The 25,753-nt window shown below is 62.1% G+C and carries 19 protein-coding genes; 15 read left to right on the top strand and 4 right to left on the bottom strand.

From position 1 onward, the window contains the following. Nucleotides 1-60: 60 nt before the first annotated feature. The gene (locus tag G9U53_RS05495; protein WP_058038355.1) at nucleotides 61-951 is read right to left on the bottom strand and encodes a LysR family transcriptional regulator; all 891 of its coding nucleotides are present in this window, start codon (nucleotides 949-951) and stop codon (nucleotides 61-63) included. A 124-nt stretch (nucleotides 952-1,075) separates the two neighbouring features. Here G9U53_RS05495 and G9U53_RS05490 point away from each other — a divergent pair, with 124 nt between their 5' ends. The 4 genes from G9U53_RS05490 to G9U53_RS05475 all read left to right on the top strand — a co-directional run bounded on the left by G9U53_RS05490 (nucleotide 1,076) and on the right by G9U53_RS05475 (nucleotide 5,726). After that, nucleotides 1,076-2,443: an NAD(P)/FAD-dependent oxidoreductase gene (locus G9U53_RS05490; protein ID WP_003942969.1), complete on the top strand. Its 1,368-nt coding sequence runs from the start codon at nucleotides 1,076-1,078 to the stop codon at nucleotides 2,441-2,443. A 49-nt stretch (nucleotides 2,444-2,492) separates the two neighbouring features. Then, nucleotides 2,493-3,245: an IclR family transcriptional regulator gene (locus G9U53_RS05485; RefSeq protein ID WP_003943227.1), complete on the top strand. Its 753-nt coding sequence runs from the start codon at nucleotides 2,493-2,495 to the stop codon at nucleotides 3,243-3,245. Between the two features lie 98 nt (nucleotides 3,246-3,343). After that, nucleotides 3,344-4,534: a 4-hydroxybenzoate 3-monooxygenase gene (locus tag G9U53_RS05480; RefSeq protein WP_007730544.1), complete on the top strand. Its 1,191-nt coding sequence runs from the start codon at nucleotides 3,344-3,346 to the stop codon at nucleotides 4,532-4,534. 322 nt (nucleotides 4,535-4,856) lie between these two features. Beyond that, nucleotides 4,857-5,726, top strand: coding sequence for a TIGR03619 family F420-dependent LLM class oxidoreductase (locus tag G9U53_RS05475; RefSeq protein WP_042451679.1), 870 nt, complete (start codon nucleotides 4,857-4,859; stop codon nucleotides 5,724-5,726). Nucleotides 5,727-5,770: 44 nt separating this feature from the next. Here the strand turns inward: G9U53_RS05475 and G9U53_RS05470 are convergent, their stop codons facing one another. Both G9U53_RS05470 and G9U53_RS05465 read right to left on the bottom strand, forming a co-directional pair. Beyond that, entirely contained in the window at nucleotides 5,771-7,093 is a 1,323-nt protein-coding gene (locus G9U53_RS05470) for a ClC family H(+)/Cl(-) exchange transporter (RefSeq protein WP_042451676.1), read from the bottom strand. A gap of 114 nt (nucleotides 7,094-7,207) precedes the next feature. Continuing rightward, nucleotides 7,208-7,828, bottom strand: a complete 621-nt coding sequence (locus G9U53_RS05465; protein WP_042451547.1) for a LysE/ArgO family amino acid transporter — start codon at nucleotides 7,826-7,828, stop codon at nucleotides 7,208-7,210. Between the two features lie 75 nt (nucleotides 7,829-7,903). Here G9U53_RS05465 and G9U53_RS05460 point away from each other — a divergent pair, with 75 nt between their 5' ends. From G9U53_RS05460 to G9U53_RS05440, 5 genes are all read left to right on the top strand, one after another. Continuing rightward, nucleotides 7,904-8,797, top strand: coding sequence for a LysR family transcriptional regulator ArgP (locus G9U53_RS05460; protein WP_030536105.1), 894 nt, complete (start codon nucleotides 7,904-7,906; stop codon nucleotides 8,795-8,797). Between the two features lie 132 nt (nucleotides 8,798-8,929). Continuing rightward, entirely contained in the window at nucleotides 8,930-10,402 is a 1,473-nt protein-coding gene (locus tag G9U53_RS05455) for an AMP-binding protein (protein ID WP_165638423.1), read from the top strand. Nucleotides 10,403-10,487: 85 nt separating this feature from the next. Next, complete coding sequence (locus G9U53_RS05450) at nucleotides 10,488-12,335, top strand: DUF3556 domain-containing protein (RefSeq protein WP_064075024.1); 1,848 nt, start codon at nucleotides 10,488-10,490, stop codon at nucleotides 12,333-12,335. Beyond that, a complete protein-coding gene (locus G9U53_RS05445) occupies nucleotides 12,332-13,765 on the top strand; it encodes an NAD(P)/FAD-dependent oxidoreductase (protein ID WP_165638422.1) in 1,434 nt (477 codons plus the stop codon). Before G9U53_RS05450 ends, G9U53_RS05445 begins: the two co-directional genes overlap by 4 nt. Nucleotides 13,766-13,800: 35 nt before the next feature. Further along, a complete protein-coding gene (locus G9U53_RS05440; RefSeq protein ID WP_064075023.1) occupies nucleotides 13,801-15,090 on the top strand; it encodes a helix-turn-helix domain-containing protein in 1,290 nt (429 codons plus the stop codon). Between the two features lie 107 nt (nucleotides 15,091-15,197). Here the strand turns inward: G9U53_RS05440 and G9U53_RS05435 are convergent, their stop codons facing one another. Continuing rightward, a complete protein-coding gene (locus G9U53_RS05435; RefSeq protein WP_165638421.1) occupies nucleotides 15,198-16,502 on the bottom strand; it encodes an HNH endonuclease signature motif containing protein in 1,305 nt (434 codons plus the stop codon). A 116-nt stretch (nucleotides 16,503-16,618) separates the two neighbouring features. Here G9U53_RS05435 and G9U53_RS05430 point away from each other — a divergent pair, with 116 nt between their 5' ends. Genes G9U53_RS05430 through G9U53_RS05400 form a run of 6 tightly spaced genes read left to right on the top strand, consistent with a single transcriptional unit; the run spans nucleotide 16,619 to nucleotide 25,545 of the window. Next, nucleotides 16,619-17,926, top strand: a complete 1,308-nt coding sequence (locus G9U53_RS05430) for an SWIM zinc finger family protein (protein ID WP_039973158.1) — start codon at nucleotides 16,619-16,621, stop codon at nucleotides 17,924-17,926. Beyond that, nucleotides 17,923-19,407, top strand: coding sequence for a DUF5691 domain-containing protein (locus tag G9U53_RS05425; protein WP_165638420.1), 1,485 nt, complete (start codon nucleotides 17,923-17,925; stop codon nucleotides 19,405-19,407). Before G9U53_RS05430 ends, G9U53_RS05425 begins: the two co-directional genes overlap by 4 nt. Nucleotides 19,408-19,466: 59 nt before the next feature. After that, the gene (locus G9U53_RS05420; RefSeq protein WP_031330719.1) at nucleotides 19,467-20,537 is read left to right on the top strand and encodes an AAA family ATPase; all 1,071 of its coding nucleotides are present in this window, start codon (nucleotides 19,467-19,469) and stop codon (nucleotides 20,535-20,537) included. Further along, nucleotides 20,534-22,720, top strand: a complete 2,187-nt coding sequence (locus G9U53_RS05410) for a DUF5682 family protein (protein ID WP_234552306.1) — start codon at nucleotides 20,534-20,536, stop codon at nucleotides 22,718-22,720. The genes G9U53_RS05420 and G9U53_RS05410 overlap by 4 nt, the downstream gene beginning before the upstream one ends. Further along, a complete protein-coding gene (locus G9U53_RS05405; RefSeq protein WP_165638418.1) occupies nucleotides 22,717-23,880 on the top strand; it encodes a VWA domain-containing protein in 1,164 nt (387 codons plus the stop codon). The genes G9U53_RS05410 and G9U53_RS05405 overlap by 4 nt, the downstream gene beginning before the upstream one ends. A 42-nt stretch (nucleotides 23,881-23,922) precedes the next feature. After that, a complete protein-coding gene (locus tag G9U53_RS05400) occupies nucleotides 23,923-25,545 on the top strand; it encodes an MFS transporter (RefSeq protein ID WP_007730570.1) in 1,623 nt (540 codons plus the stop codon). The last annotated feature ends 208 nt before the right edge of the window (nucleotides 25,546-25,753 follow it).

Below are 25,753 nucleotides of genomic sequence, written 5' to 3'. Positions count from 1 at the left end.
CCGCATCACATGGTTGTGGAGCACGTTGCTCCGTGAGGGGAGTTGATCGCCATCGCACTTTCACTCAGTGAAAGACGGATTCATGGCGTCCTTGAGCGCTTGGATCAGATCGGCGAACTCGGTCGAGTGGGTGGCGCCGCTGCGGGTCACTCCCGAGACGGGAATTCGCAAGCGGCCGTTCGATTCTCGCATGAAGCTGATGCCGGCGCGTGGAGATTCGCCTGCGGTGATCGAATACAGCAGGGTCCAGGCGCGCGGGTTGGTGATCACGTCCAGCGTGGCTGTGTGATCGCTCGGAATTGCAGGGCCCAGTTGGACGCGTCGATCTATCTCGCGGAACGCGTCCTCGACCACCTTGTGAATGAGCACCTGGCTTTGGCGCGGCGGCAGGAGCAGGGGGTATGCGGCCAGATCATTGAGGTCGACGCTTTGCTGGCCGGCCAGGGGGTGCCGGCTCGACATGACGACCAGGAGATCTTCGACGCCGAGGTCCAAGGGTTCGAGTCCGGGGCGGTCGACGCCGCCGCGAATCAGCGCGATGTCGGCGTCACCGGAGGCCACGGCGTCCATGCGGTGGGCAAAACTCTTGATGACGAACTCGACGTCCAGGTCCGGATGAAGTTCGCGCACGTGTGCGATGGCGTCCAGCGTCTGAGCGGCGAAGCTCATGTTTCCGGTGATCCGGATCCGGGCTCGTGGGTCCCGTGCGACGGAGTAGGCCATCGTTTCGAGGCTGAGGACTTGCTGCGCGATGGGCACGAGTCGCGATCCTGCCGGGGCAAGGCGAACGGCTCGGGTCGAGCGTTCGAAGAGTGTCGCGCCAAGCTCCTTCTCCAGTCGGGCGACCTGATGGCTGATCGCCGACTGCGAGATGAAGCAGCGCTCGGCAGCGCGACTGAAGCTCAGTTCCTCGCTCACGACGAGGAAGTACTTGAGTTGGCGGAAGTCCATGAGGACAGCTTACTTATGAGCAATCGAGATAACAGTCTTGCGAATACTCCAGCTAGCTGGACCCGACCCATGATCAGTCCATACCGTAATAGTCATACTTTCAATTTGGTTGAGGAGATTTGTTGTGGATAGAACAGCTGCGGGTCGCGCTGACATCGACGCGACTGGACACGAGCAGACTCAGGTAGTCATCGTCGGTTCGGGATTCGGAGCCCTCGCCGCGGCCAAGACCCTCGCGAAGTCCAAGACGCCGTTCGTCCTCATCTCCGCCACCACCGAGCACCTCTTCCAGCCGCTGCTCTACCAGGTGGCGACTGGTGTTCTGTCGGCAGGCGAAGTTGCTCCGCCCATCCGCACGATCCTGCAGAAGTACCCCAACGCCGACGTGCGTCTCGGTCGCGTCGTCGAGGTCAACGCCGAAGAGAACACCGTCGTCTACGAGGCTTCGGGCACCCGCCACACTCTCGGATACCGCTCGCTCATCGCAGCCACCGGTGCCACCCAGGCGTACTTCGGTCATGACGAGTTCGAAAAGGTCACCTACAAGCTCAAGACCGTCGAGGATGCCGAGGTCCTGCGTAAGCAGATCCTGCGTTGCTTCGAAGAGGCTCACACCACCAACGACGCGCTGGTTCGCCGCAACCTGCTCAGCTTCGTTGTCGTCGGTGCAGGCGCGACCGGCGTCGAGCTCGCCGGACAGATCAAGGAACTGGCGCGTCGCTACTTCGCCAAGTCCATTAACAACATCAGCGCCGACGAGGTCACGGTCACCATGGTCGAGGGCGCGGGCGTTGCGCTTCCGGCCTTCGGCGGCAAGCTCAGTGAGTACACACAGGCCTCGCTCGAGAAGTCGGGTGTCGAGGTTGTTCTCAACACCATGGTCACCGCCATCGACGAGCACGGTGTCACCGTCTCTTCGGCAAAGACCAAGGAAGAGAAGCGCATCGACGCCGAGACCGTCATCTGGTCGGCCGGTGTTCGCGCCAACGACTTCGCAGCAGTGCTCGGCGAGGCGACCGGTTGTGAGAGTGACCGTGCAGGTCGTCTGCTCATCAATCCGGACTTGACCGTCGGCGGGTTTGCCAACGTCTTTGCCATCGGCGACATGACTTCGCTGAACGGTCTGCCGGGTCAGTCGCCCGTTGCAATGCAGGGTGGCCGTCACGCAGCGAAGACTGTGAACGGAAAGGTCAAGGCCGGAACGCCTTTCAAGTACTTCGACAAGGGCAGCATGTCGATCATCAGCCGATTCAGCGCTGTGTGTCGCGTCCGCAAGGTCGAGTTCAAGGGCACGATCGCCTGGTTCATGTGGCTGGCCGTGCACGTGATGTATCTGGTGGGCTTCCGCAACCGGTATGTCGCTGTGATGTCGTGGTTCGGTTCGTTTATCGGTCACCGTCGTCCGCACTTCCACTACGCGCAGGAGCCGATGAAGATCGAGGCCACGCCGCCGGTGACCGAACGCGAACCGGAGTTGGCGCACTCCGCGTAGCTCCGCACCGCCTGAACACGTTTCGCCTGATGTCAGTCACACTGTGTGAATGGCATCAGGCGAGCGTTCGTTGATCGGCCGGGCATTTATCGTGCTCGGTGCCTTCGACGCGAAATCGCCGCGGTTGACGCAGTCGGAGATCAGTCGTCGCAGCGGCTTGCCTCTGCCCACCGTCCACCGACTGTGTGGGCAGTTGGTGGCTGAGGGCGCACTCGAGCGTCGGAGTGACGGCAAGTACCAGGTCGGAGTCCGGTTGTGGGAGATCGGCGCTCTTGCTCCCGGCGCTCACGGCCTACGGCAGGTGGCGTTGCCGTTCCTCGAGGACCTGTACGAGGTCACCCGAGAGAACGTGCAGTTGGTCGTTCGTGAGGGCACCGAGGCTCTGTACCTCGAGCGCTTGTCCTCGCGTAGCGCCGTCACCGTGGTCGGCCGTGCCGGCGGAAGATTGCCGTTGCACGCGTCCAGCGGTGGATTGATTCTCCTCGCGCACGGCGGAACCGAGCTTCTCGACGACGTCCTTCGCGCCGGCCTCGAGTCGTTCACTCCCAAAACCATTACTTCCGAGCGGATTTTGCGAGCAACTCTCGACGAGATCAGGCGCGCCGGATTCGTGGTCTGTCGTGAGTATCTGAACGTCGGAACCCTTGCCGTCGCCGCTCCTGTCCGCGAAGCCGGGGGCAGTGTCGTGGCAGCGGTCTCGACAGTTGTTCCGGTGGAGCAGGATCCGGCTCCTTTACTGCCGGCGTTGGTCGCGGCCGCCCGTGGAATATCACGCGGGCTTGGTAGCGGTGGGTTTCGATAGCTCGTTTCGGTCTTTCACTGAGTGAAATTGCAGCTGTTCAGAGGAGTGATCGTGGTCGAGGGTGGTCTCAATCGTCATTCACCTCAGGAGCTCTCTGTATGTCTTCTTCACGCACCCAGGTCGGAATCGTCGGTGGTGGTCCCGCCGGGTTGATGCTCTCGCATCTGTTGCATCTGAAGGGAATCGATTCGGTTGTCCTGGAATGCCGCACCCGCGAAGAGGTAGAAGGCACCATTCGTGCCGGCGTGCTCGAACAGAACACGGTTGATCTCATGGTCGAGACCGGACTCGGTGATCGACTGAAGCGGGAGGGCCTCGAACATCACGGAATCGAGTTGCGATTCGGTGGACGAGGGCACCGAATCGCGTTCGACGAACTGACCGACGGGCGAGCAGTCACGGTTTATCCGCAACACGAGGTGCTCAAGGATCTGATCGCGCGGCGTCTCGCTGACGGCGGGGACATTCGATTCGGAGTGTCCGACGCGCAAGTACACGATCACGAATCGGATCGCCCGAGTATCACTTTTGTCGACTCGGACGGAAATGATCAGAAGCTCGAGTGCGCCCTGGTGGCCGGTTGCGACGGTTCACGCACCGGAACGCGAAAGCTGATTCCCGAACCGTCGATCCGAACAGATCATTTCCGCCAGTATCCCTTCGCGTGGTTCGGCATCCTGGCCGAGGCGCCGCCGTCGTCCGAAGAACTGATCTATGCCAACCATGAGCGCGGGTTTGCACTGATCAGCACACGGACGCCCGAGGTACAGCGTCATTACCTTCAGGTCGATCCGGACGACTCCGTGGACAACTGGTCCGACGATCGAATCTGGGACGAGCTGCACATGCGCGTCGACGGTGAGGGGGCGGAGATCAAGGACGGCAGGATCTTTCAGAAGTCGATCCTCCAGTTCCGCAGCTTCGTGTGTGAGCCGATGCAGCACGGCAACCTGTTTCTTGCCGGGGATGCGGCGCACACCGTGCCGCCGACCGGCGCGAAGGGAATGAATCTCGCGATCGCCGACGTCTACGCACTGGCGAAGGCAATGGACGGTTTCTTCACCTCGTCCGACCGAAAGATGCTGGACGGGTACACCGAAACGGTGTTGCCGCGTGTGTGGCGGACGCAGCACTTCTCGTGGTGGATGTCGTCGATGCTCCATCGCTTGCCAGACGACAGCGGTTTCGGGCATCGCCGACAGTTGGCCGAGTTGGACATGGTCACGCGTTCCGTGGCAGGACGAACGCTGATCGCCGAGAACTACGTCGGAACTCCCTTGCATCAGTAGGCCGATTCGCAGGTTGCACGGTGCGAAATCAGGGGGAGTGGGGTGCCAGGTGTCACCAGGACCCCGAAGTTCTTGGTATGTGTCCGCCTGGCGGGAAGCCGCCGAGCCGAAGTAGCGGGAGCTTTGTAACCTCGAACACGTCCTTGTCCAACCGAGGGTGGCTGATGCTTCGACCGCACTGCGGGGGAGTTGTCGTATGACTGGGCGTTGCAAGAAGTGACTGTTCAGGATCCACTGTCTCCCAAGCCGATCGGTGCGAACCGACTTCGAGCTCATCGAGGCACTTCAGTCGCTCCGGTCAACTGAACAGAGGGATCTTCCGATGAAGTTCAGCCTCGCCGTGGCGATGATTCCCCTCTCTCAACTCGTTGCACTTGCGAAAGTGGCCGAAGAATGCGGCTTTTCTTCGATCACGATGCCCGACTCACTGTTCTTTCCCGAGCGGGGCGCTACCGGGTATCCGTATACCGCTGACGGTGTGCGGATGTGGGACGCGAAGACACCATTTGTAGACCCCATGATTGCCGCGGCCTTCATGGGGCCCGGAACGTCGAAGATTCGCTTTTATCCGCAGGTGCTCGAGCTCAGCTCACGCAATCCTCTGCTGCTGGCAAGCCAGGTGGGGTCGGTCGCGAATCTGACAGGAGGCCGCTTCGGTCTCGGGGTCGGTGTGGGCTGGGCGCCAGAGGAATTCGAGTGGTGCGGCGCTTCCCCCAAGGATCGAGGCCCGCGAGTCGACGAGATGCTCGAGGTACTGCGACTGGTTCTAGGCGGCGGTATGGTCGAACATCACGGCAAGTTCTTCGACTTCGACAGGCTGCAGATGAGCCCGGCGCCGGTCGATCCCGTCCCCATCTACATCGGAGGACATTCCGCGGCCGCATTGCGCCGTGCAGCGCGAGTGGGTGACGGTTGGACCTCGGCTACAGTCTCTTTCGCTGATCTGCAAGCTCTCATCGCGAGGATCGGCGTCCTGCGGGTCGAGTACGGGCGCGCCGAGTCCCCGTTCGAAATTCAGGCCGTCTGCGCCGATCGCTTCGGTCTCGACGGCTCCCTGGAACTGGCCGATAGCGGAGTGACGGAATCGATCGTCATTCCTTGGGCCATGTACGGCCTCGGGTTCGACTGCGACCTGGAAGCGAAGAAAGATGCGGTACGCAGGTTCTCCGAGGAAGTCATCTGCAAATTCTGAAATTCACGTAGCGCACCCGTGCTGCAATGACCCGTGTGCGGGGATCAATCCGTATGCGGGCGTTGCGGCTCCAACATCCGTTCGCGCAGACTGTCGTAGATAGGTGCCGACCCTGCCGACGTGGTGACGAATACCGCTGCCGCAGTGGCAGCGAGCATCGGGACCAGCGTCGACGTCACCGCGGTCATTTCGACCACGATCACGATGCCGGTGAACGGTGCGCGTACTACGGCGCCGAAGAAGGCCGCCATACCGACGGTGGCCATGGTGACCGTGAGCCCGGCGTCCACTCCGGGCACGAAGCTCGACAGTCCGGTGAAGATCGACCCCCAGAGCGCGCCGAGAGCGAGTAAGGGAGCGAACAGTCCGCCGGGAGTTCCAGCGGCATACGAGAGCGGGCCGGTGAAGAACCGAACCACCAAGTACAGCAGCAGGATCGGCAGTACGAAGGTCCTTCCGCCGACGATCATCTGTGCAAGAACGTCGCCGCCCCCACTGGCCAACGGGTCGAGGAACAGCGTCAGGCCGATGACGGCGCCGATCGTTGCGCCGATGACAGTCGGTGGGATCTTGTCGAGCCGTGCCACGATGTCGAGTAGTCCTAGAATCAGGCGGTTGTACGCAATACCCAGTAGCCCCGTGAGGATTCCGAAGACGACGAACAGTGGCAAGAATGCGAGTTGAGGTGTCGGGACGGTGCCGACTTCGAAATCGGGTTGATCACCGATGACGATCCGTGCACAGCCCACCGCCACTGAAACACCGAAAAGGGTTGGCAGCACGGTGCGCAGCCGGAACGAGTGCGTCACCTCCTCGCAGACGAACAGTGCTCCCGCGATCGGCGCGTTGAATGCGACAGCGAGACCTGCTCCGGCCGTGGATGTTTGCAGCATGGCGACGTCGGGTTCGGTGAGGCGGGCTCGCCGTCCCGCTTCTGCTCCGATCGCCGCACCCATGTGTACGGTGGGGCCTTCACGACCGAGAACCAGACCGGAGCCGATCGCCAAGAGGCCGCCGATGAATCTGGCGGGCACGAGATTGATTCCCGGCGGTTTCGCTTCACCGCGGGACACCGCCTCGACGTGCTGGATGCCGCTTCCCTTTGCGAGGGGCACTCGTCTGACGATCAGTACGGCAAGTACGGTACACAGGGCCACCAGGAGGACCGGCACGAGCCACCCGACGTACGGAACGTGATGCGCCCAGTTCACGATCGCCTGACGAAGTTCGTCGGCCCTGATCAGACACCAACGGAACGCGCCGCCGACAAATCCGACCCCGACGCCGGCGACCGCAGCGAGTAGACACAGCAAACCCAGTCCGCGGTTGGAGTCACGCGGTTCGGTGCCGCCATCGTCCTCGGTCATCGTGATCAGCCCTACCTGATGGTCACAACTCGCGACAGGTGAATTGAGCTTCCTCACCTTGGACGGTAACCCATCGCGCTACCCGCAGGGTCGGATCGAGGTTGTGCAGCCTGGTCACAATTCGACAAGCAGGCTGATTCCGAGAACCGCCATCATCACGGCGATCAGAGCATCGAGAACCCGCCAGGCGTTGGGTTTCGCAAAAAGCGGCGTCAGCAGACGTGCGCCGTAACCGAGGGCGCCGAACCAGACCACACTTGCCGTGATGGCACCGGCGGCAAACCACCAACGTCCGATCTCGCCGCGACCGTTGGCGATGGAACCCATGAGCACGACGGTGTCGAGGTACACGTGTGGATTGAGCCAGGTGAGAGCCAATGCCATCGTGACGGCGGCAAGCCTCGACCCGTTGCCATGTCGATCCGGCGCCAACGTCTGGGGGTGAAGTGCCCGCTTGGCGGCGAAGAGCGCATAGCTGAGGAGGAAAACGGCGCCGGCGATACGAACGAACGTGATCATCGACGGTGCGTGTTCGAGGAGGGTCCCGATTCCGCTGACGCCCGCGAGGATGAGAATTGCGTCTGACAACGCGCACACTGCGACGATCGGGAGTACGTGTGATCGCGTCAGGCCTTGACGAAGAACAAACGCATTCTGGGCGCCGATTGCGACGATCAAAGACAGTCCGACCCCGAAACCGACGAGGGCCGACGCAGGGTCGTTGGTGCTGAGCATGTCGTCGAGCCTGCCGCTCGGATTTCAGTCAGTCCAGCTAATGATTCTTAGGATGCATCAGAGTAGCTTCAGATTATGTTGGATTTCGAGCAACTGAGGGCATTGCACGCCGCGGTCGACGAGGGAACCTTCGAGGCGGCGGCGCGGAAGTTACACATCACGCCTTCGGCGGTCAGCCAACGAATCAAAGGTCTCGAGACCTCGGTTGGCCGGATCCTGGTGCAGCGCACCAAACCCATCCGGGTCACCGATTCGGGGAGAGAAGTCCTGCGTCTTGCCCGTCAGATAGACGCACTGTCGCGTGACACCGTGCGAGAACTCGGCCTTGAAAATGGTTCAGGGATGTTTGCACGCGTCTCGATCGCGGTCAATGCCGATTCGCTGTCCACCTGGGTTCTCGGGGCCCTCGCGGAGTTCACGCAAGAAGTCAGTTTCGATTTTCATCTCGACGATCAAGACCACACCACTGAACTACTGCGCGACGGTTCGGTCATGGCTGCCGTCACCTCTGTTGCGTCACCGATTCAAGGGTGTACCTCCAGCCGTTTGGGCATCATGCGGTATCGGCCGATGGCGAGTGCGGAGTTCTGCCGTCGTTGGTTCGCAGACGGTGTCACGGCCGAATCCCTTTCGGAGGCGCCGCTGGTTGTGTTCAATCGCAAGGATCTACTGCAGGATCGCTACCTCGATCAAAAGGTCGGCCACCCCGCCGATCCGCCCCGTCATCTTGTTCCTTCATCGGCAGACTTCGCGGACGCCGTCAGGCGGGGATACGGCTGGGGATTGATACCGGACCTGCAGCGCGGCGACGACGATCGCTCCGGCGTGCTGATCGGATTCGATCCGGACTTCGTGGACGACGTTCCGCTGTACTGGCAGCAGTGGAAACTGTCGTCACCTGTCTTGCGCCGGATCTCCGAGGTGGTGACCAGACGCGCCCACGAGGTGTTGCATCAGCCGTCGAACTGATGCATACCGTACGTGTGGTGTTGTGCTCAGGGAACAAAGAACCTGGACAAGTTGATCCCCTGGGACCGTTTCTTCGGCCGCAGGACGCCGATAGTGTTTTGAGTCACACACGAATGAAAGGTGCTGACTCTCGTGGCGAACATCGGATATCTGGCTTGGGATCTTGCAGAGAAGTACGGGCAGAAGCCGTGCTTGCGGGACGACCACGTCGAACTCACGTATGAAGAGTTCGCAGATCGCACGGAAGCTGTTGCCGCGCAATTGGCTGGACTCGGAATCGGCCTCGGTGACGTGGTGGCGATCATGCTGCCCAATCGCGTCGAGTTGCTGATCGCGATCATGGCTGCCTGGCGCATCGGTGCTGCCGCTACACCCATCAATCCGATGTTCACCGCGAACGAAGCGGACTACCAGATCGCGGACTCCGGGGCCGAGTTGGTCATCACCGCCACTGCCGACGCACCCTCGGGCGGCCGCGCAGTGTTGGGCGTCGAGGATCTGGCGACAGTGCCGCCGACCGATCCCCGACCCGGAATCGATGTTGCAGCAGACGATCTGGCGTTGCTCATCTACACCAGCGGCTCCACCGGACGGCCCAAGGGAGTGATGCTGACTCATGCCAACCTGCAGTTCATGGCTTCGTCGATGGGCAAGAACATCGGTGTTACCGGCGCGGATCACTGCCTGCTGATTCTGCCGCTGTTCCATGTCAACGCGATCTGCGTCAGCGTCTTGACGCCCTTACTTGTCGGCGGACAGGTGAGTGTCACCGGGAAGTTCTCGGTTTCGAGATTCTTCGACGACGTCGCGCGGCTTCGCCCCACGTATTTCTCGGCGGTGCCGGCAATCTACGCGATGCTGACCTCACAGCCGGAAGACCCTTCGATCGACACGTCGTCCTTGAGGTTTGCCGTGTGCGGTGCGGCGCCGATCAGCAAGGAACTCCTCGAACGCGCTGAGCAGCGTTTCGGTTTCGTGATCGTGGAAGGTTACGGACTCACCGAGGGGACCTGTGCGTCGGCCTGCAATCCTGTGGACGGCGTGCGCAAACTCGGTACGGTCGGCCCGGCGTTGCCCGGCCAGCAGATTTCCATTCTTGCCGAGGACGGAACCTTTGCGCCCGCCGGGACTGCCGGAGAGGTGGTCATCAAGGGTGGCAACGTGATGCGTGGCTATCTGGGTAAGCCGGAGGAGACTGCGAAGACCGTCAAGGATGGTTGGTTGCATACCGGTGACGTCGGAGTCCTCGACGAGGACGGCTACCTGACCCTGGTCGATCGCATCAAGGACATGATCATCCGTGGGGGAGAGAACATCTACCCCAAGGAGATCGAAAACTCGCTCGCTACACACCCTTCCGTGCTCGAGGCAGCCGTCATCGGCGCTCCGCACCAGGTCTACGGAGAGGTGCCAGTTGCCTATGTTGTCGCCTACCCCGATGCGCCCGTCACCGAAGACGAACTGCTCGAACATGTCACGGCCTTGCTCACCCGAGTAAAGGTGCCAGTGGCGATCTACGTCGTCGATGCGCTTCCCCGAAACCCGGTGGGCAAGATCGACAAACCTGGAATGAGACGAGCTCTGAGCGCAACTCCCGCTCACTAGTCACTTCCCCGTAGTACCAGCACAACTCGACGACGTCCGTCGAGTCGATCCGTCATGCCCACATTCCGTATTTCAGGAGCACATCATGGGATTCAAAGAAGGAAACTTCCCTCCCGTCGATCCGGCAACGTTCATGGACAAGCCGTTTCTCGAGCGTCTGCGTGACATGTCCACGCACTGGGTGGATTACGGCTTCGGTACGCCGAAGATGGTCCACACCGTCTACATCATGAAACTGTTGTTCCTTTACCTGGCAGCTGGAACAGCCGTTGCCACTTTGACTTCCGGCCTCTCGTGGTTCGACATCGGATCGTGGTGGAACCAGCCGATCGTCTACCAGAAACTCATCATCTGGACGATGATGCTCGAGATGCTGGGCTTGGCAGGATCCTGGGGGCCGCTCGCCGGCCACTTCAAGCCGATGACCGGTGGAGTTCTCTACTGGCTCCGCCCCGGCACCATTCGTCTGCCACCGTGGCCGGGCAAAGTGCCGCTCACCTCGGGTGACACCCGCACGGTGTTCGACGTCTTCATCTATGCCGCCGCAGTCGCCAATCTCCTTGTTGCCGCTGTTCTCCCCGGTGTTCACACCACAGGAATCGATTCGGCAATCGCTGACAATGCCGGACTGGTGCGTCCGACGGTCTTGTACTCCTTCCTGGTACTCATGGTGATTCTCGGGTTGCGGGACAAGGTGCCCTTCATCGCTGCCCGTAGTGAGCAGTACCTGCCGGCGATCTTCTTCTTCACATTCCTGCCGTTCGTCGACATGATCCTGGCGCTCAAACTGCTGATCGTCATGGTGTGGATCGGTGCCGGTGTCTCGAAGTTCGGTCGCCATTTCTCGCTGGTGGTTCCTCCGATGCTCAGCAATACCCCGTGGATCCCGTCGAAGAAGATCAAGCGCGCCCACTACCGGAATTTCCCGGAGGATCTGCGGCCTTCACACCTGGGCGGCGGCGTCGCACACGTGGCCGGAACGATGGTCGAAATCGTCACCCCGTTGATACTGCTGTTCTCGACGAACAAGACCCTCACGATCCTCGCCGTGATCCTCATGGTCGGATTCCATCTGTTCATCGCGTCGACCTTCCCGCTTGCCGTCCCACTCGAATGGAATCTTCTGTTCGCCTACGCCTCGGTCTTCCTGTTCCTGGGATTCCCGGCATGGGACGGCTACGGACTCGGCGCCATGTCCTCACCGTGGATTACCGCGGGAATTGTTGCAGCCCTTGCCTTCTTCCCCATTCTCGGAAACCTTCGACCCGATCTGGTGTCCTTCCTGCCGTCGATGCGTCAGTACGCCGGCAACTGGGCATCCGCGACGTGGGCATTCGCGCCGGGCGCTGAAGCCAAGATCGACCAGTTCATCAAGCGTCCGTCGCCGGATACGCGCAATCAGTTGATGACGATGTACCCCGAAGATGTGTCCGATGTCGTTCTGCATCAGCTGTTGGGCTGGCGTTCCATGCACAGCCAGGGGCGTGCGCTGTTCTCTCTGATGATCAGGCACCTCGGCGACGACATCAACACGTACTCACTGCGGGAAGCAGAGTTCATGTGCAACTCCATCGTCGCCTTCAACTTCGGTGACGGGCACCTGCACGACGCGAAGTTGATCGCAGCCATTCAGCGTCGCTGCAATTTCGCACCCGGTGAGTTCCTGGTGACCTGGATCGAATCGCAGCCCATCCACAAGGGAACGCAGGAGTACCAGGTGATCGATGCCGCTCTCGGTGTCATCGAACGAGGTACTTTCAAGGTCGCCGACGCAGTGGCCGAACAGCCGTGGTTGCCGAACGGGCCCATTCCGTTCGACGTTCAGTGGACACTGGACGTACGGGCCGACCGCGCGGCAACGGATCCGCAGGTTGTCTCCGAACCGAAGATGCGTACGAGGGTCAGCGGTAGCGAGCAAGAGGTGAGTAAGTGACAAAGGCCGTAGTCGTCGGCAGCGGGCCCAATGGGCTCGCTGCCGCGGTACACCTCGCACGTAGCGGTGTGGACGTGCAGGTGCTCGAGGCTGCCGACCAGATCGGCGGAGGCACCCGCTCCGGTCCGATCGACGTGCCGGGGTTGATCCATGATCACTGCTCGGCGTTTCACCCGATGGGTATCGGCTCGCCGTACCTGTCCAAGCTGGACCTCGAGCGATACGGGCTGATCTGGAGATGGGCAGAGGTGGACTGCGCGCATCCGCTCGACAACGGGGACGCCGGGGTTCTGTACCGCTCGCTGGAGCAGACGGCTGCGGGACTCGGCGCGGACGGACCTCGATGGCAACGCATGTTCGGTGACTTGTCGACGGGATTCGATGCATTGGCGTCCGATCTGATGCGCCCGATCGTCAATGTCCCGCGGCATCCGCTGCGGCTCGCAGCTTTCGGTCCGCGAGCGCTGCTTCCGGCAACGGTGACCGCGAAGTTGTGGAAGACCGACAAGGGGAAGGCGCTGTTCGGCGGGGTTGCCGCGCACGCCTTCTATCCACTCAATCGTCCGGCCACCTCGGCGGTGGGATTGATGATCACTGCTGCTGGTCATCGCTACGGTTGGCCGGTTGCAGAGGGAGGTTCGCGGTCGATCACCGACGCGATGGCTGCGATGCTCCTCGATCACGGCGGCAAGATCGACACCGGCGTTCGGGTTCGTACGGCCTCCGAGATTCCGGACGCCGATGTTGTTCTGCTGGATGTCAATCCGGGGGGTGCGCTCGAAATTCTGGGCGATCGACTCCCTGGCCGAGTGGCGAGGGCCTATCGAAAGTTCAAGCAGGCTCCTGGAGCATTCAAGGTCGATTTTGCGATCGAAGGTCATGTGCCGTGGACCAATCCGGACTGTGTTCGGGCCGGAACTGTCCATCTGGCAGGTGGTTTCGACGAAATCGTGGCCGCTGAGCGTGAGACGAATTCAGGCCGCATGCCGGACCGGCCGTTCGTGCTGCTAGGTCAGCAATACCTGGCTGATCCCACCCGATCTGCCGGGAACGTTCATCCGCTGTATGCCTATGCGCACGTGCCTCACGGTTACGCCGGCGACGCTACGGAGGCGATCATCCGTCAGATCGAGAGGTTTGCGCCAGGATTCCGGGAGCAGATTGTCGCGACGTCGAGCAGTGGTACAGCTGACCTGGCAGAGGACAATCCGAATCAGGTAGGCGGCGACATCATCGGAGGTGCCAACACCGAACTGCAGGTTGTCTTGCGTCCGCGCGTCGCAGTCGATCCGTACAGCACGGGGATCGCGGGCACTTACCTGTGCTCGGCCTCGACCCCGCCGGGTGCCGGAGCACATGGAATGTGCGGGTACAACGCAGCCGAATCGGCTCTGAAGTACCTGCGACGAAAGGGTGCGGAAGTTCTGTGAGTAGTCCATCGCACAAGGAGCGAGGCGCCGGTGCGATGCGGCGCCTCGCCCGAGTGCCTGCAGCCGCGGAGCCGGAAGTGCTTGCGGTGGTTGCCGAGTTGGCACGACGACTCGACGAGCGCAGCGCCGACATCGCGCGTGAGATGGCCTTCATGATGGCTCACGAAATCGACCAATTGGATGCAGACGCCAAATTGCTCGAAATGCTCGAGGCCAGCGTGCAGGGAAACATCACGACGATCATCCACGTATTGGCCAACGACATTCCGATCGATCATCTCCAACCCACCACTGCTGCAGTGGAATACGCGCTGCGTCTGGCGCAGCGGGATGTCCCGTCCAACTCCCTTGTCCGGGCCTATCACATGGGCCAAGGCGATCTGATGCGGATCTGCCACGACGAGATCAGCACACTGGATATTCCGGCGCGACTCACTTTGGCTGTCCTGAAACACACTTCGGACGTGGTCTACAGCTACATCGACTGGATCACGCTCTACGTCTTCGACGCGTACGAGCGGGAACGCAGTCGATGGATGGCAGCGCAGGGAAACCTCCATTCGGCCGCAATCCACGCCCTCCTGTCCGGCACCAACGCAGATACCGCTGCTTTCGAAGCGGAGACCGGGTACCGCCTCGGTCAGAACCACGTCGCCCTGGTGGTCTGGTCGACGTGGGATGCCGACGTCATGGGCATCAATACGCTGGACCGACTCGTACGTGATCTCGGCGCAGCGGCGGGAGCGGACAAGCCGCCGATCATCACCGCCATCGATCGACGCACGGTGTGGGCGTGGCTGCCGTTCGGTCGCCGGGTGCCTGCGCCGGATCCGGAGTTTCTCGCGGCGGCAGTGCCGTTGGACGGCGGGGCGCGGGTGGCAATCGGACTGCCGGGGTCAGGGGTCGACGGTTTCAAACGGTCCCACGAACAGGCAACCGCCGCCTATTCGGTTGCTGCCGTCCCGGATACACCGCAGCGACCTGTGGTGAGCTTCGGAGACCGCGGCGTCGCTGTGGTCTCACTTCTGTCCGAGAACATCGATTCGACGAAGTCATGGGTCTGGGAGGTGCTTGGCCCGTTGGCGGAAGATACGCCCTCTGCTGCATCCTTGCGGACGACGTTGAGTGTGTACTTTGCACATGGTGAAAGTCATCTGCACACTGCCAATCACATGAATCTGCACCGGAATACGGTGAAGTATCGCATCAACAAGGCGCTCGGCGATCCAGTTGCTGCCGGCCGAGACAAGTTGGATCTTGCTCTGGCCCTGCAGGTTTGTGAGTTGTTGGGCAGATCGGTCTTGCGCCCCGCGCGAACGTCGTGAGTTGTGGAAAGTTGTGGACGCGCCACGGCCTGTGGGCTCCGTATCGGGTTTTGACGTCCGATGCGGAGCCTGGCCGTGTTCTGTTGTCGCCAAAGAGGTTTGACCCCTCAGGTTTTGAAGGTGGTGTTCGCCGGCCTGGGTTGCTGCCCGGGGTCGATCGAGGGCGGCGGAATGAACCAGGGTTTGTTGTCGGCGCCGATTCGGATTTCCCATTTCCCGACGAACCCGGATTTTCGGTGCATCAACCGGTGGTGTGAACGGCACAGCAGGACCAGGTTGTTCATCACCGTCGGGCCGCCGTTCGCCCAGTGCGGGATATGGTGCGCATCCGTCCAGGCAGGCACACATGAACACCCCGGGAACGCGCAGCCCCTGTCTCGGGCGATCAACGCCACTCGCTGTTCGGGGGTGACCAATCGTTTTCCGGGTTTCGCATCCAACGGCGCGCCGTGATCGTCGAGCAGGACGGTGGACAGGAAACAATCACAGCCGAGGAGTCTGGTCTGCGACACGGACAGTGGTCCGAGCCAGGGCATGTGCCCGACATCAAGATCCGATACGGCCATTCCGTCATCAGTCTTGGAGGGTGTTGCGGCGCAGTCCCGATGCTCCGCCAGATCCCGAGCATTGATGTGCACGTTCACATGCGGACGCTGACCACCATCGGTACCGGTTTTCGCGCAGTCCAGATACCGGCGGATCAGTTCGGTGAACCCGTCCGCGGTGCGTTTCGCCGCCGACCGGGCATCCGGCGTCCCATCCGGTGCTGGGGTCGGCATTGTCAGATTCGACAACGCGGAGAGCAGCATTTCGCCGGTGAGGGCGTCGAAATCGCCGCGCACCACCACCCGACCGTTCAATGTCGAGGCGATCCGCAACTCGTTCCGGTCGACATCTTCGGCGGGCGGAATTTCATCGGATTCGAACAACCTCTCCAAGGTCGCGATCACGTTCCGCACTTTCGTCGTCGTCGCTTCCACACCCGACGCAGCTGCGAGCAACAGGTCGATGCACTTCGGTAGTGCTTCCTCCGGCATGCCTTTCGGCGGTGACTCGCAGAACGCCACGATCAACACGGCATGCTCGAAGGAGCAGTCCCCGCCATCGAAGCCTGCCGCCACCGCCGGAAACGGCCGCAAAGCTGGACCCAGGGCGGCGATCTTCTTCCCGTCCCGAACCTGCAGCATCGTGTTGGCCGCCAACCAGGACCCCACTCCGCGGCTGGCAATCACCTGATCATCCGGGCGCGTCGACAACTCGTCCACCACCGCCACACGCACAGCTTCGAGACGAAGAATCTCGGCACTCGCTTCGACAGCAGCAGCGCGTAACTCCGAAGCAGTCAACCGCCACAACCGTCCGCGCAACCCCACCGCAGAACCAGACACCACATCCGACAACAAGACACTCATTGAATCCCCCGATCCCCTCCCCAAATCATATTCGAATATGTGTTCGAGTCAAGGGGTCATTCACCAACGAATCGGCCTGACTCTGTGATGTCAGCGGGTTGTCATACTGTGGTCGAGTGACTTCGCCGTGGACAGCTGGGCAGGTGGCGTCGGTAGCTCCCGACGCGGCATCGCTGGCCGCTGCGCGCAAGTTGGCTGGTTCGTGGAGCCATGCCGGCAACAGGGGTCTCGCGCTCTGGGGGCTGTGTCAGGGCAGCGGCTCGAAGCCGTATCAAGCAGTGGTCGACCTGAGGGGCCCTGCATACAAGTGCTCGTGCCCCAGTCGAAAGTTTCCGTGCAAACATGCTCTGGGGCTGCTGGTGGAATGGTCGGAAGGGCGTGTGCCGTCGGCGGACGAGCCCGCCGACTTCGCGGCAGAGTGGTTGTTGCGCCGCGAGGAGAAGGCCGAGACCCGCGGCGAAAGGGCTGAGACCGGCGACGAGGCTCCCAAGAGGGCTCCCGACCCGGCGACAGCGCAGAAGCGCGCCGACCGCGTTGCGAGCGGTCTCGTCGAATTGGACCTGTGGATCACCGATCAGATTCGCAGTGGTCTGGCAGCGATGGACACATCCTGGGCGGGCTTCGACGCAGTAGCTGCTCGAATGGTGGATGCTCAGGCGCCTGGTGTCGCAGGCACACTTCGAGCCTTGGCGGGCACCGTTGCGTCTACCGAGAACTGGCCCGAGACAGTCCTCGACGAGTTGGCTCGGTTGCACCTGCTGGTTGCTGCGCATCAGAAGCTGTCCGAGTTGCCGGAAGATCTTGCCTATTCGGTGAAAGCACACGTCGGCTATCCGGTCTCAACCGAGAGTGTGATGGAATCGATTCCGGTGAAAGAGAACTGGATGATTCTCGGTTCCGGGATCACCGAGGAGAAGCGACTGTTCACCCGAACGGTGTGGATGCTCGGCAGGAATTCGAAGCGGTGGGCCATGCTGCTCGACTTCTCCCACGGGTCGGCCAATTTTGCCACCGAAACGCCGCCAGTCGGGTTTCTGCTCAACGCCGATGTTCATTTCTATCCTGGTGCCGCGGCATTGCGGGCGCGGATAGGGGTCACGCACGGAGAACCGGAGCCCTTCACAACCATGCCGTTCGGAAGCATCGACACTGCGTTGCAGCAGTTTACCGATGCCCTCGCCGCGGATCCATGGTTGCGCTCGTGGCCGGCAGTGATCAGTTCGGTGGTCCCGTCGTTCGTCGACGGATCATGGTTTGTCGTCGACGAATCGGGCACAGCGCTTCGGGCAGAGGGTGATTCGGATCTTCTGTGGAAGTTGCTCGGCATTTCCGGCGGTTACCCGGTCACAGTCTGCGGAACGTGGAACGCGCTGGCTCTTACTCCGATCTCGGTTTTCACGGGAGGGCAGGTGATCGTGCTGTGAGTACATTGATCTCAGCGGCGCTCCTTGGGACAGCCAGAACAGCAACAACATTCGAGGAGCTGCCGGCTGAAGTGCGTGGCTACGCTCGCGAACTCGACGGCGATCCTGCCGAGATGCTTCTCGCAGGAGCAGCGTTGGAGAGGGCGTACCGCCGTGGCGGTGCGGGCTCCACCACGGCGGCGGTGCCGGCACCTGCGCCAGACGATGTTCGATTCACGCTGCCGAAATCCTCATCGGCGCATCTGCTGTCGATGCTCGCGGCCAAGGCGACCTTGCTCGACGAATGGTTCGCAGTCGCGTTGGAGCACAATTACCGTGCGCCTGATCATCTGGTCGCCGAGTTGCTTTCTTTTGCACGTGCAAGTGAAGCTCACCGGGAGAGCATCCTGCAGATTGTCGGCGAGCGTGGTCGATGGCTTGCCGCGCAAAACCCCGAGTGGAGCAAACTCGTCCGAACCAGGGATGCCAACCCGGACGTGTGGCGTCACGGAAGTTCGTCGCAGCGCACACAGTGGCTGATAGACACTCGTCGAACAGATCCCGCGCTGGCGCTGGCCGAACTGCGAAAGTCCTGGGCCACCGAGCGGGGCGAACAGAAGGCTGCCTTCGTCGCGGCGCTGGCAAACGGACTGAGCGCGGATGATCAACCATTGTTGGAGGAAGCCCTCGACGACCGTCGCAAGGACGTGCGACGCGCGGCAGTGGAAGTACTCGGACAACTCCCCGAATCGGAGTTCGGGGAGAGAATGGCTGCTCGGGTTCGGAAATGGGTGCGGGTGGAACGGAAACTCGTTCGGTCCACGCTCGTCATCGTCCCGCCTGAGGAAGTCGATTCAGCGGCGAGGCGAGACGGCATCGAAGACCGGCCGAATCCACACACCGACTATCGTGCCGAGTATGTGCGTCAGGCGATCAGTTCTGCGCCGTTGTCTCTGTGGAACAACATGATCGGTGGACCAGGCAAGGCCTTGGGGATGAGCGTTGACGAAGGCTGGGAGCCGATCCTTCACGACGCGTGGTCCACTGCCGCAGTCGCGCAGAACAATACGGAATGGGCGCTGGAACTCTTTCGTATGCGCGGCACCGCCACCGATCGACGCGTGCTCCCGTTGGTGCCGGCCAAGGCGCTGGCTGATCTGTTGAGGTCCGGAAACGGCGACGCCAATGTTCTGCACCCGGGCCGGGCAGCGATCTACGACGCTCTGCGAGGTCCATGGCCCGAGGACATCACCCGGGCAGTGGTGGCCCAGTGGGAACGAGTTGCGGCCAGACGTGCCGACGGAGGCGCCAAGGCCGGCGAATTCTCACGCTACAAGTACGTCGCATCGCTGCGCCTGGCCGAGACTCGATTTCCTTACAGCGCAGTAACTTTGCTGGAGCGTGCTGCGGAACGTGCACGTGACCCGGACTGGCGGCAGACCTTCGCCAGAACTGCCAGTGCCATCACCCACCGCAAGACTCTGCTCGAGGAGCTCAAGTGACTGACAGCGTAACCGTGCCCACCACGGAACCGGAAAAGCTCGCGCAACCGGCAAAGCTGATGCGGCCCCACGCAGAGCAGGAGTACGCGCTCGAACTCGAAGCACTGGCCGCGCAGGACACCCGTCCGCGTCCACCGTCGTGGAACTTGTCGCCCTGGGCCGTGGTGACGTATCTGTTGGGTGGCACTCTCGACGACGGAACAGTCATTTCACCGAAGTACGTCGGTCCACGGCGGTTGATGGAAGTGGCCGTCGCAACTCTTGCCACCGACCGGGCGCTACTGCTGTTGGGGGTTCCCGGTACGGCCAAGACCTGGGTCTCCGAACACCTTTCGGCCGCAATCTCGGGTGCGTCGACGCTCCTGGTTCAAGGCACGTCGGGTACGCCCGAGGAAGCTATCCGCTACGGCTGGAACTACGCACGTCTTCTCTCCGAGGGGCCGACCGCCGGTGCGCTGGTGCCTTCTCCCGTGATGACGGCGATGGAAACCGGGAAGATCGCCCGCGTCGAAGAGTTGACGCGTATTCCGGCCGACGTGCAGGACGCCCTCATCACCATTCTCTCCGAGAAGACGTTGCCGGTGCCGGAGCTGGGCATCGAGGTGCAGGCAGCCAAGGGCTTCAACCTGATCGCTACCGCCAACGATCGCGATCGCGGTGTCAACGACCTGTCGTCCGCACTGCGTCGACGGTTCAATACCGTAGTCCTCCCTTTGCCGGCCAGCGAGGAAGACGAGGTGGCCATCGTGGCACGTCGAGTCGAACAGCTGGGCGCAGCACTGGAATTGCCGACAACCCCCGCAGCAGCCGAGGAAATTCGCCGGGTCGTCACCGTGTTCCGGGAACTGCGATCAGGCACGACCACCGACGGCCGCACCAAGTTGAAGTCCCCGTCCGGAACTCTGTCGACGGCGGAGGCGATCTCGGTGGTCACCAACGGTTTGGCGTTGTCTGCGCATTTCGGGGACGGCGTACTGCGGGCATCCGACGTCGCTGCCGGAATCCTGGGCTCGGTGATCAAGGATCCGGTCGCAGACAAGGTGGTGTGGAACGAGTACCTCGAGGCAGTAGTGCGTGAACGCGGCGAGTGGTCCGACTTCTACCGGGCGTGCCGCGAGGTCACCGGGTGACCATCGTGATTCCGGACCTGCGTGTCCGGGTCTTCGGTATCCGTCACCACGGCCCGGGATCTGCTCGTTCGGTTCGGCAGGGCCTGGAAGAGTTCTCGCCTGACGTCGTCCTGATAGAAGGGCCTTCGGACGCAGACCCGTTGGTGATGCTGGCGGCGTCGGAATCGATGGAACCACCGATTGCGTTGCTCGCGTACGCCACTGGCGAACCGTCGAAGGCGGCATTCTGGCCGTTTGCGGTGTTCTCACCCGAATGGCAAGCGCTGCAGTGGGCTGCGAAGAACGGTGTGCAGGCACGGTTCTGCGATCTGCCCGCCTTCAACGTGTTGGCGGATCAGGGGATTCGTACTGTCCGCGAGGGCGATCCTCTGTCGGAACTGGCCGCGGCCGCGGGTTTCGACGATACCGAACGCTGGTGGGATTCGGTGATCGAATCTAGCTCGGGCGCAGATTCTTTCGATGCGATCACCGAGGCGATGGAGGCGCTGCGTGAGACAGTGCCGATCGACGAGGAGACAGCGCATCGCGAAGCGTATATGCGTCAGGTGCTGCGAAAGACGTTGAAAGATGGCGCTGAGCGGGTAGCGGTCGTCTGCGGAGCCTGGCACGCGCCGGCGTTGGTCGGAGCCTTGGGGCCGGCGGCACCCGATGCTCGCATCCTCAAAGGAATGTCCAAGGTCAAGACCTCGCTGACGTGGGTTCCCTGGACTCACTCACGCCTGGCGTCGGCATCGGGTTACGGCGCCGGAATCACCTCGCCGGGTTGGTATCACCACCTGTTCACCGCGAACGACAAGACGATCACGCGGTGGCTCACCAAAGTTGCGCGGGTGCTCAGGGACGAGGACCTTCCGATCTCGAGTGCTCACGTCATCGAAGCTGTCCGTTTGGCAGATACGTTGGCGGCACTGCGTTCTCGACCCTTGGCGGGATTGTCGGAGGTCACCGAGGCAACGAGGTCGGTGATGTGCGACGGGAACGACGTTCTTCTGGATCTGATCACGCGAAGATTGGTTGTGGGCGAAGCGCTGGGCGCGGTGCCCGAGGAAACGCCGACAGTCCCACTCGAAGCAGACCTGCGCGCACGCTCGAAGACCTTGCGGCTCAGACAACAAGCGGGAGCAAAGACTCTCGATCTGGACCTGCGACGCGATATCGACGTCGAGCGTTCCCAGTTCCTGCACCGACTGGGGATCCTCGAGATCGATTGGGGGACCCCGGCCGACAGTGAGGTCCGTTCCACCGGAACGTTCCGGGAAACTTGGGCGCTGCAATGGAAGCCCGAATTCTCGGTCTCGGTGATCGAGGCGTCGCTGTGGGGCACGACGGTGGCTGCAGCGGCAACATCACGTGTCGTCTCGAAGATCAACGAGCCGGACATCTCTCTCGCGTCACTGATCGGACTACTGGAGAACTCGCTCCTGGCGAACCTGCCGGCAGCGTTGTCCGCTGTGCTGGAAAGTGTGAAAACGGTTGCGGCACTGGATCATGACGTGTCGCACCTGATGGCGGCGCTGCCCACGCTGACGCGAACGCTGCGGTACGGCGATGTGCGCGGAACCGACGTGTCGGCATTGGTCGACGTCGCCGACAGCCTGTTGATCCGCATTTGCACCGGCCTCGCAGTCGCCGTCACGGGCCTGGACGATCCCAGTGCCGAGGAGTTTCGCGAACACCTCGACAAGGTTCACTCGGCAGTCATGGTTCGTGACGATCGCGATGCGAGCGCGCGGTGGCTGCAGGCCATGGCCGGCGTGATCGACCGTGACGACGTCAACGGATTACTCGTCGGCCGGATGGTGCGGCTACTGCGCGACAGCGGTTCGATCACGGAAACCGCTGCAGCCCAGCGCTTGTCTCGGGCCCTGTCCGTGGGAAGCACGCCGACAGCCAAAGCCGGGTGGGTCGACGGGTTTCTCGGTGGAGGAGGGCTTGTGCTCGTTCACGATCGAGCGTTGCTCACGCTGATCGACACGTGGGTTCGCCAACTTCGTGAGCAGGACTTCATCGACACGCTTCCACTGCTTCGACGTACGTTCGGAGCGTTCGAGGCGGGGGAGCGTCGAGCGATCGGTCAGGCGGTCAGAGGTGGACGACGCGTCGAAACGACAGTGGAGACCGATGCTCGACGCGGCAGAGCGGCAATGGCGGTCGTTGCGGACATCTTGGGGGTGGGCGCATGAGCGACGACGATCAGCGCCTTCGACGCTGGAGACTGATGCTCGGGGAATCCGCCGAAGAATCGACGGGTGGGCTGGGCCAACCGGGCGAGCGTCGAATGGATGCAGCTCTTGCCGCACTCTACGATTCGTCCGGCCCGACCAAGGGGCGACGCCGCTCAGCCGGATTGGGGGCGTCGGCTCCGTCCGTCGCCAGATGGCTCGGCGATATCCGGACGTACTTTCCCAGCACGGTGGTGCAGGTGATGCAGAAGGACGCGATCGACCGACTGGGTTTGGCGCAGTTGCTGCTCGAACCGGAACTGCTCGATGCCGTCGAGCCCGATGTGCATCTGGTCGGGACGCTGCTGAGCCTCAACCAGGTCATGCCGGAGGCCAGCAAGGCCACTGCTCGAATGGTCGTCGGCAAGGTGGTTCGGGAAGTCGAAGAGCGAATCGCGCAGAAAACGAAGGCCGCAGTGACCGGGGCACTCAATCGTTCGGCCAGAACGTCGAATCCGAAGTTGCGTGACATCGACTGGGACCGAACCATCCGAGCAAATCTGTCGCACTACCTTCCGGAGTATCGAACCGTCGTCCCCGAGCGGCTCGTCGGATACGGCCGTAAGTCGAAATCCGTGCAGCGCGACGTAGTCCTGGCGATCGACCAATCGGGTTCGATGGCGTCCAGCGTCGTCTACGCATCCGTGTTCGGCGCGGTGTTGGCGTCGATGCAGGCGCTGAAGACTTCGCTCGTGGTTTTCGACACTGCCGTCGTCGACCTGACGGACAAACTGTCCGACCCAGTCGACGTCCTTTTCGGGACCCAACTTGGTGGGGGCACGGACATCAACCGCGCAATCGCGTACAGCCAGTCACTGATCTCGCGTCCTGCCGAGTCGATGTTCGTTCTGATCTCGGACCTCTACGAGGGCGGTATTCGCAACGAGATGTTGCGCCGGATGGCCGCCATCAAGAACTCCGGCGTTCAAGTCGTGGTTCTACTGGCACTCTCGGACGACGGGGCACCGTCGTTCGATCACGACAATGCAGCGTCGCTGAGTGCCCTCGGGATTCCCGCGTTTGCGTGCACGCCGGACAAGTTTCCGGAACTGCTGGCGGTGGCTCTGGAACGCGGGGACGTGTCGGCTTGGGCGGATCAGCTCAGCCTCGAACAGCACTGACCGGTCTGCTTCGAGAACCTGAACACCGGGTACACCCGCACGATGGGTGACGGACAGGTTGCTGGTTCGACGACGCAGGCGGGTTCAGGACTGGTTCTCACGGTGTTGGCATCCAGCCAATTCCTGATGACGTTGGACAGTTCGGTCATGAACGTTTCGATGGCAACCGTCGCCGAGGACGTCGGCACGAGCATCACCGGCATTCAAACCGCGATCACGCTGTACACCCTGGTCATGGCGACGCTGATGATCACGGGCAGCAAGCTGGGGTCGATGATGGGTCGTCGCCGGGCCTTCGCGCTCGGCTTGATCATCTACGGCGCAGGTTCTCTGACAACGGCGCTCGCTCCCAATCTTGCGGTCCTGCTGATCGGATGGTCGTTCCTCGAAGGCGTCGGTGCGGCACTCATCATGCCCGCGATCGTCGCGCTCGTCGCCACCAACTTTCCGGCTCAGAAGCGCCCGGCTGCCTACGGTCTGGTCGCTGCCGCCGGCGCGATGGCCGTGGCGGTCGGGCCGCTGATCGGCGGCGCCGCGACGACATTTGCGTCATGGCGTTACGTGTTCGTCGGCGAAGTCGTGATCGTTGTCCTGATCTTGCTGGTGCTCAGCAAGGTGGTCGACGTCCCACCGTCGAAGTCGCGCCTCGACTACGTCGGATCGATCTTGTCCGTGGTGGGACTGGGCATGATCGTCTTCGGTGTACTGCGCTCGAGCGAGTGGGGTTGGGTGCAGGCCAAACCCGACGGACCGCAGTTGGTCGGGCTTTCCCCGGTGGTGTGGCTGCTGATCGCCGGGCTCCTGGTCGTGTACGGATTCCTGCGCTGGGAGGGACGCCTGGCCGCTGCGGGGAAGGAGCCGTTGCTTGATCCGGCGATGCTGCGAAACCGCGAGCTCAGTGGCGGGCTGTCGATGTTCTTCGCGCAGTTTCTGGTCCAGGCGGGCGTGTTCTTCGCGGTCCCGTTGTTCTTGTCCGTAGTTCTGGAGCTCAGTGCCCTGGAGACGGGAGTTCGCATCCTGCCGTTGTCGGCGGCGCTCGTGTTGGCTGCCATCGGTATTCCTAAGCTGCGGCCTACCGCGAACCCGCGACGCGTGGTCCGAGTCGGATTGTTGGTCATGGTCGTCGGCATTCTGATGCTCGTTGCAGGCATGGACCCCGGCGCCAATGCGGCGATCGTGATGATTCCCATGCTGTTCATGGGTTTCGGCTTGGGGTGCCTGTCTTCGCAGCTCGGAGCCGTCACGGTGTCCTCGGTCCCGGACGAGCGCAGCACCGAGGTCGGCGGGTTGCAGAACACCGCCACCAACCTCGGCGCTTCCTTGGGAACTGCCCTGATCGGATCGGTTCTCATTGCCACTCTCACGACGTCGGCGATCGCCGGAATCGAAGACAATCCGGCGGTTCCGACATCGGTGCAGCAGCAAGCGAGCACCGACATGGCCTCGGGCGTGCCGTTCCTGTCGACGACGCAACTCCGATCCGCTCTCGATGACGCCGGCGTCGCCGAGTCCACGGCGGATGCGATCGTGGACGTGAACGAAGAAGCCAGGCTGGACGCGTTGCGTGTCGCTTTTGCCGTGGCAGCGCTGCTCGCAATCGCCGCGTTGTTCCCGACCGCTCGAATCCCCCGCGTCGCGGTCGGCGACAAACGTGGTTCGAGCTAAGAATCAGCAATCGCGGATCGACCTGGAGGATCGACGGAACGACCTCTGGATATAGTGATCTGCGCACAATCGATTCGTCAGATGGCTACCGTTGTGAAGGAAACAAGCAGCGAGTCTGAAACACTGACGTTTCACCGGATAAGGGTTCGGTGGGGAGCCAGGGGAGGTTCGGATGGCCAGGCGAGCGGATTCGACGCCCGCTGATGGC

This window comes from Rhodococcus sp. D-46, from assembly GCF_011290655.1.
Classification (GTDB): domain Bacteria; phylum Actinomycetota; class Actinomycetes; order Mycobacteriales; family Mycobacteriaceae; genus Rhodococcus_F; species Rhodococcus_F qingshengii.
The sequence above is the reverse complement of the archived record's forward strand: the minus strand, read 5'-3'. Positions and strand labels throughout refer to the sequence as shown.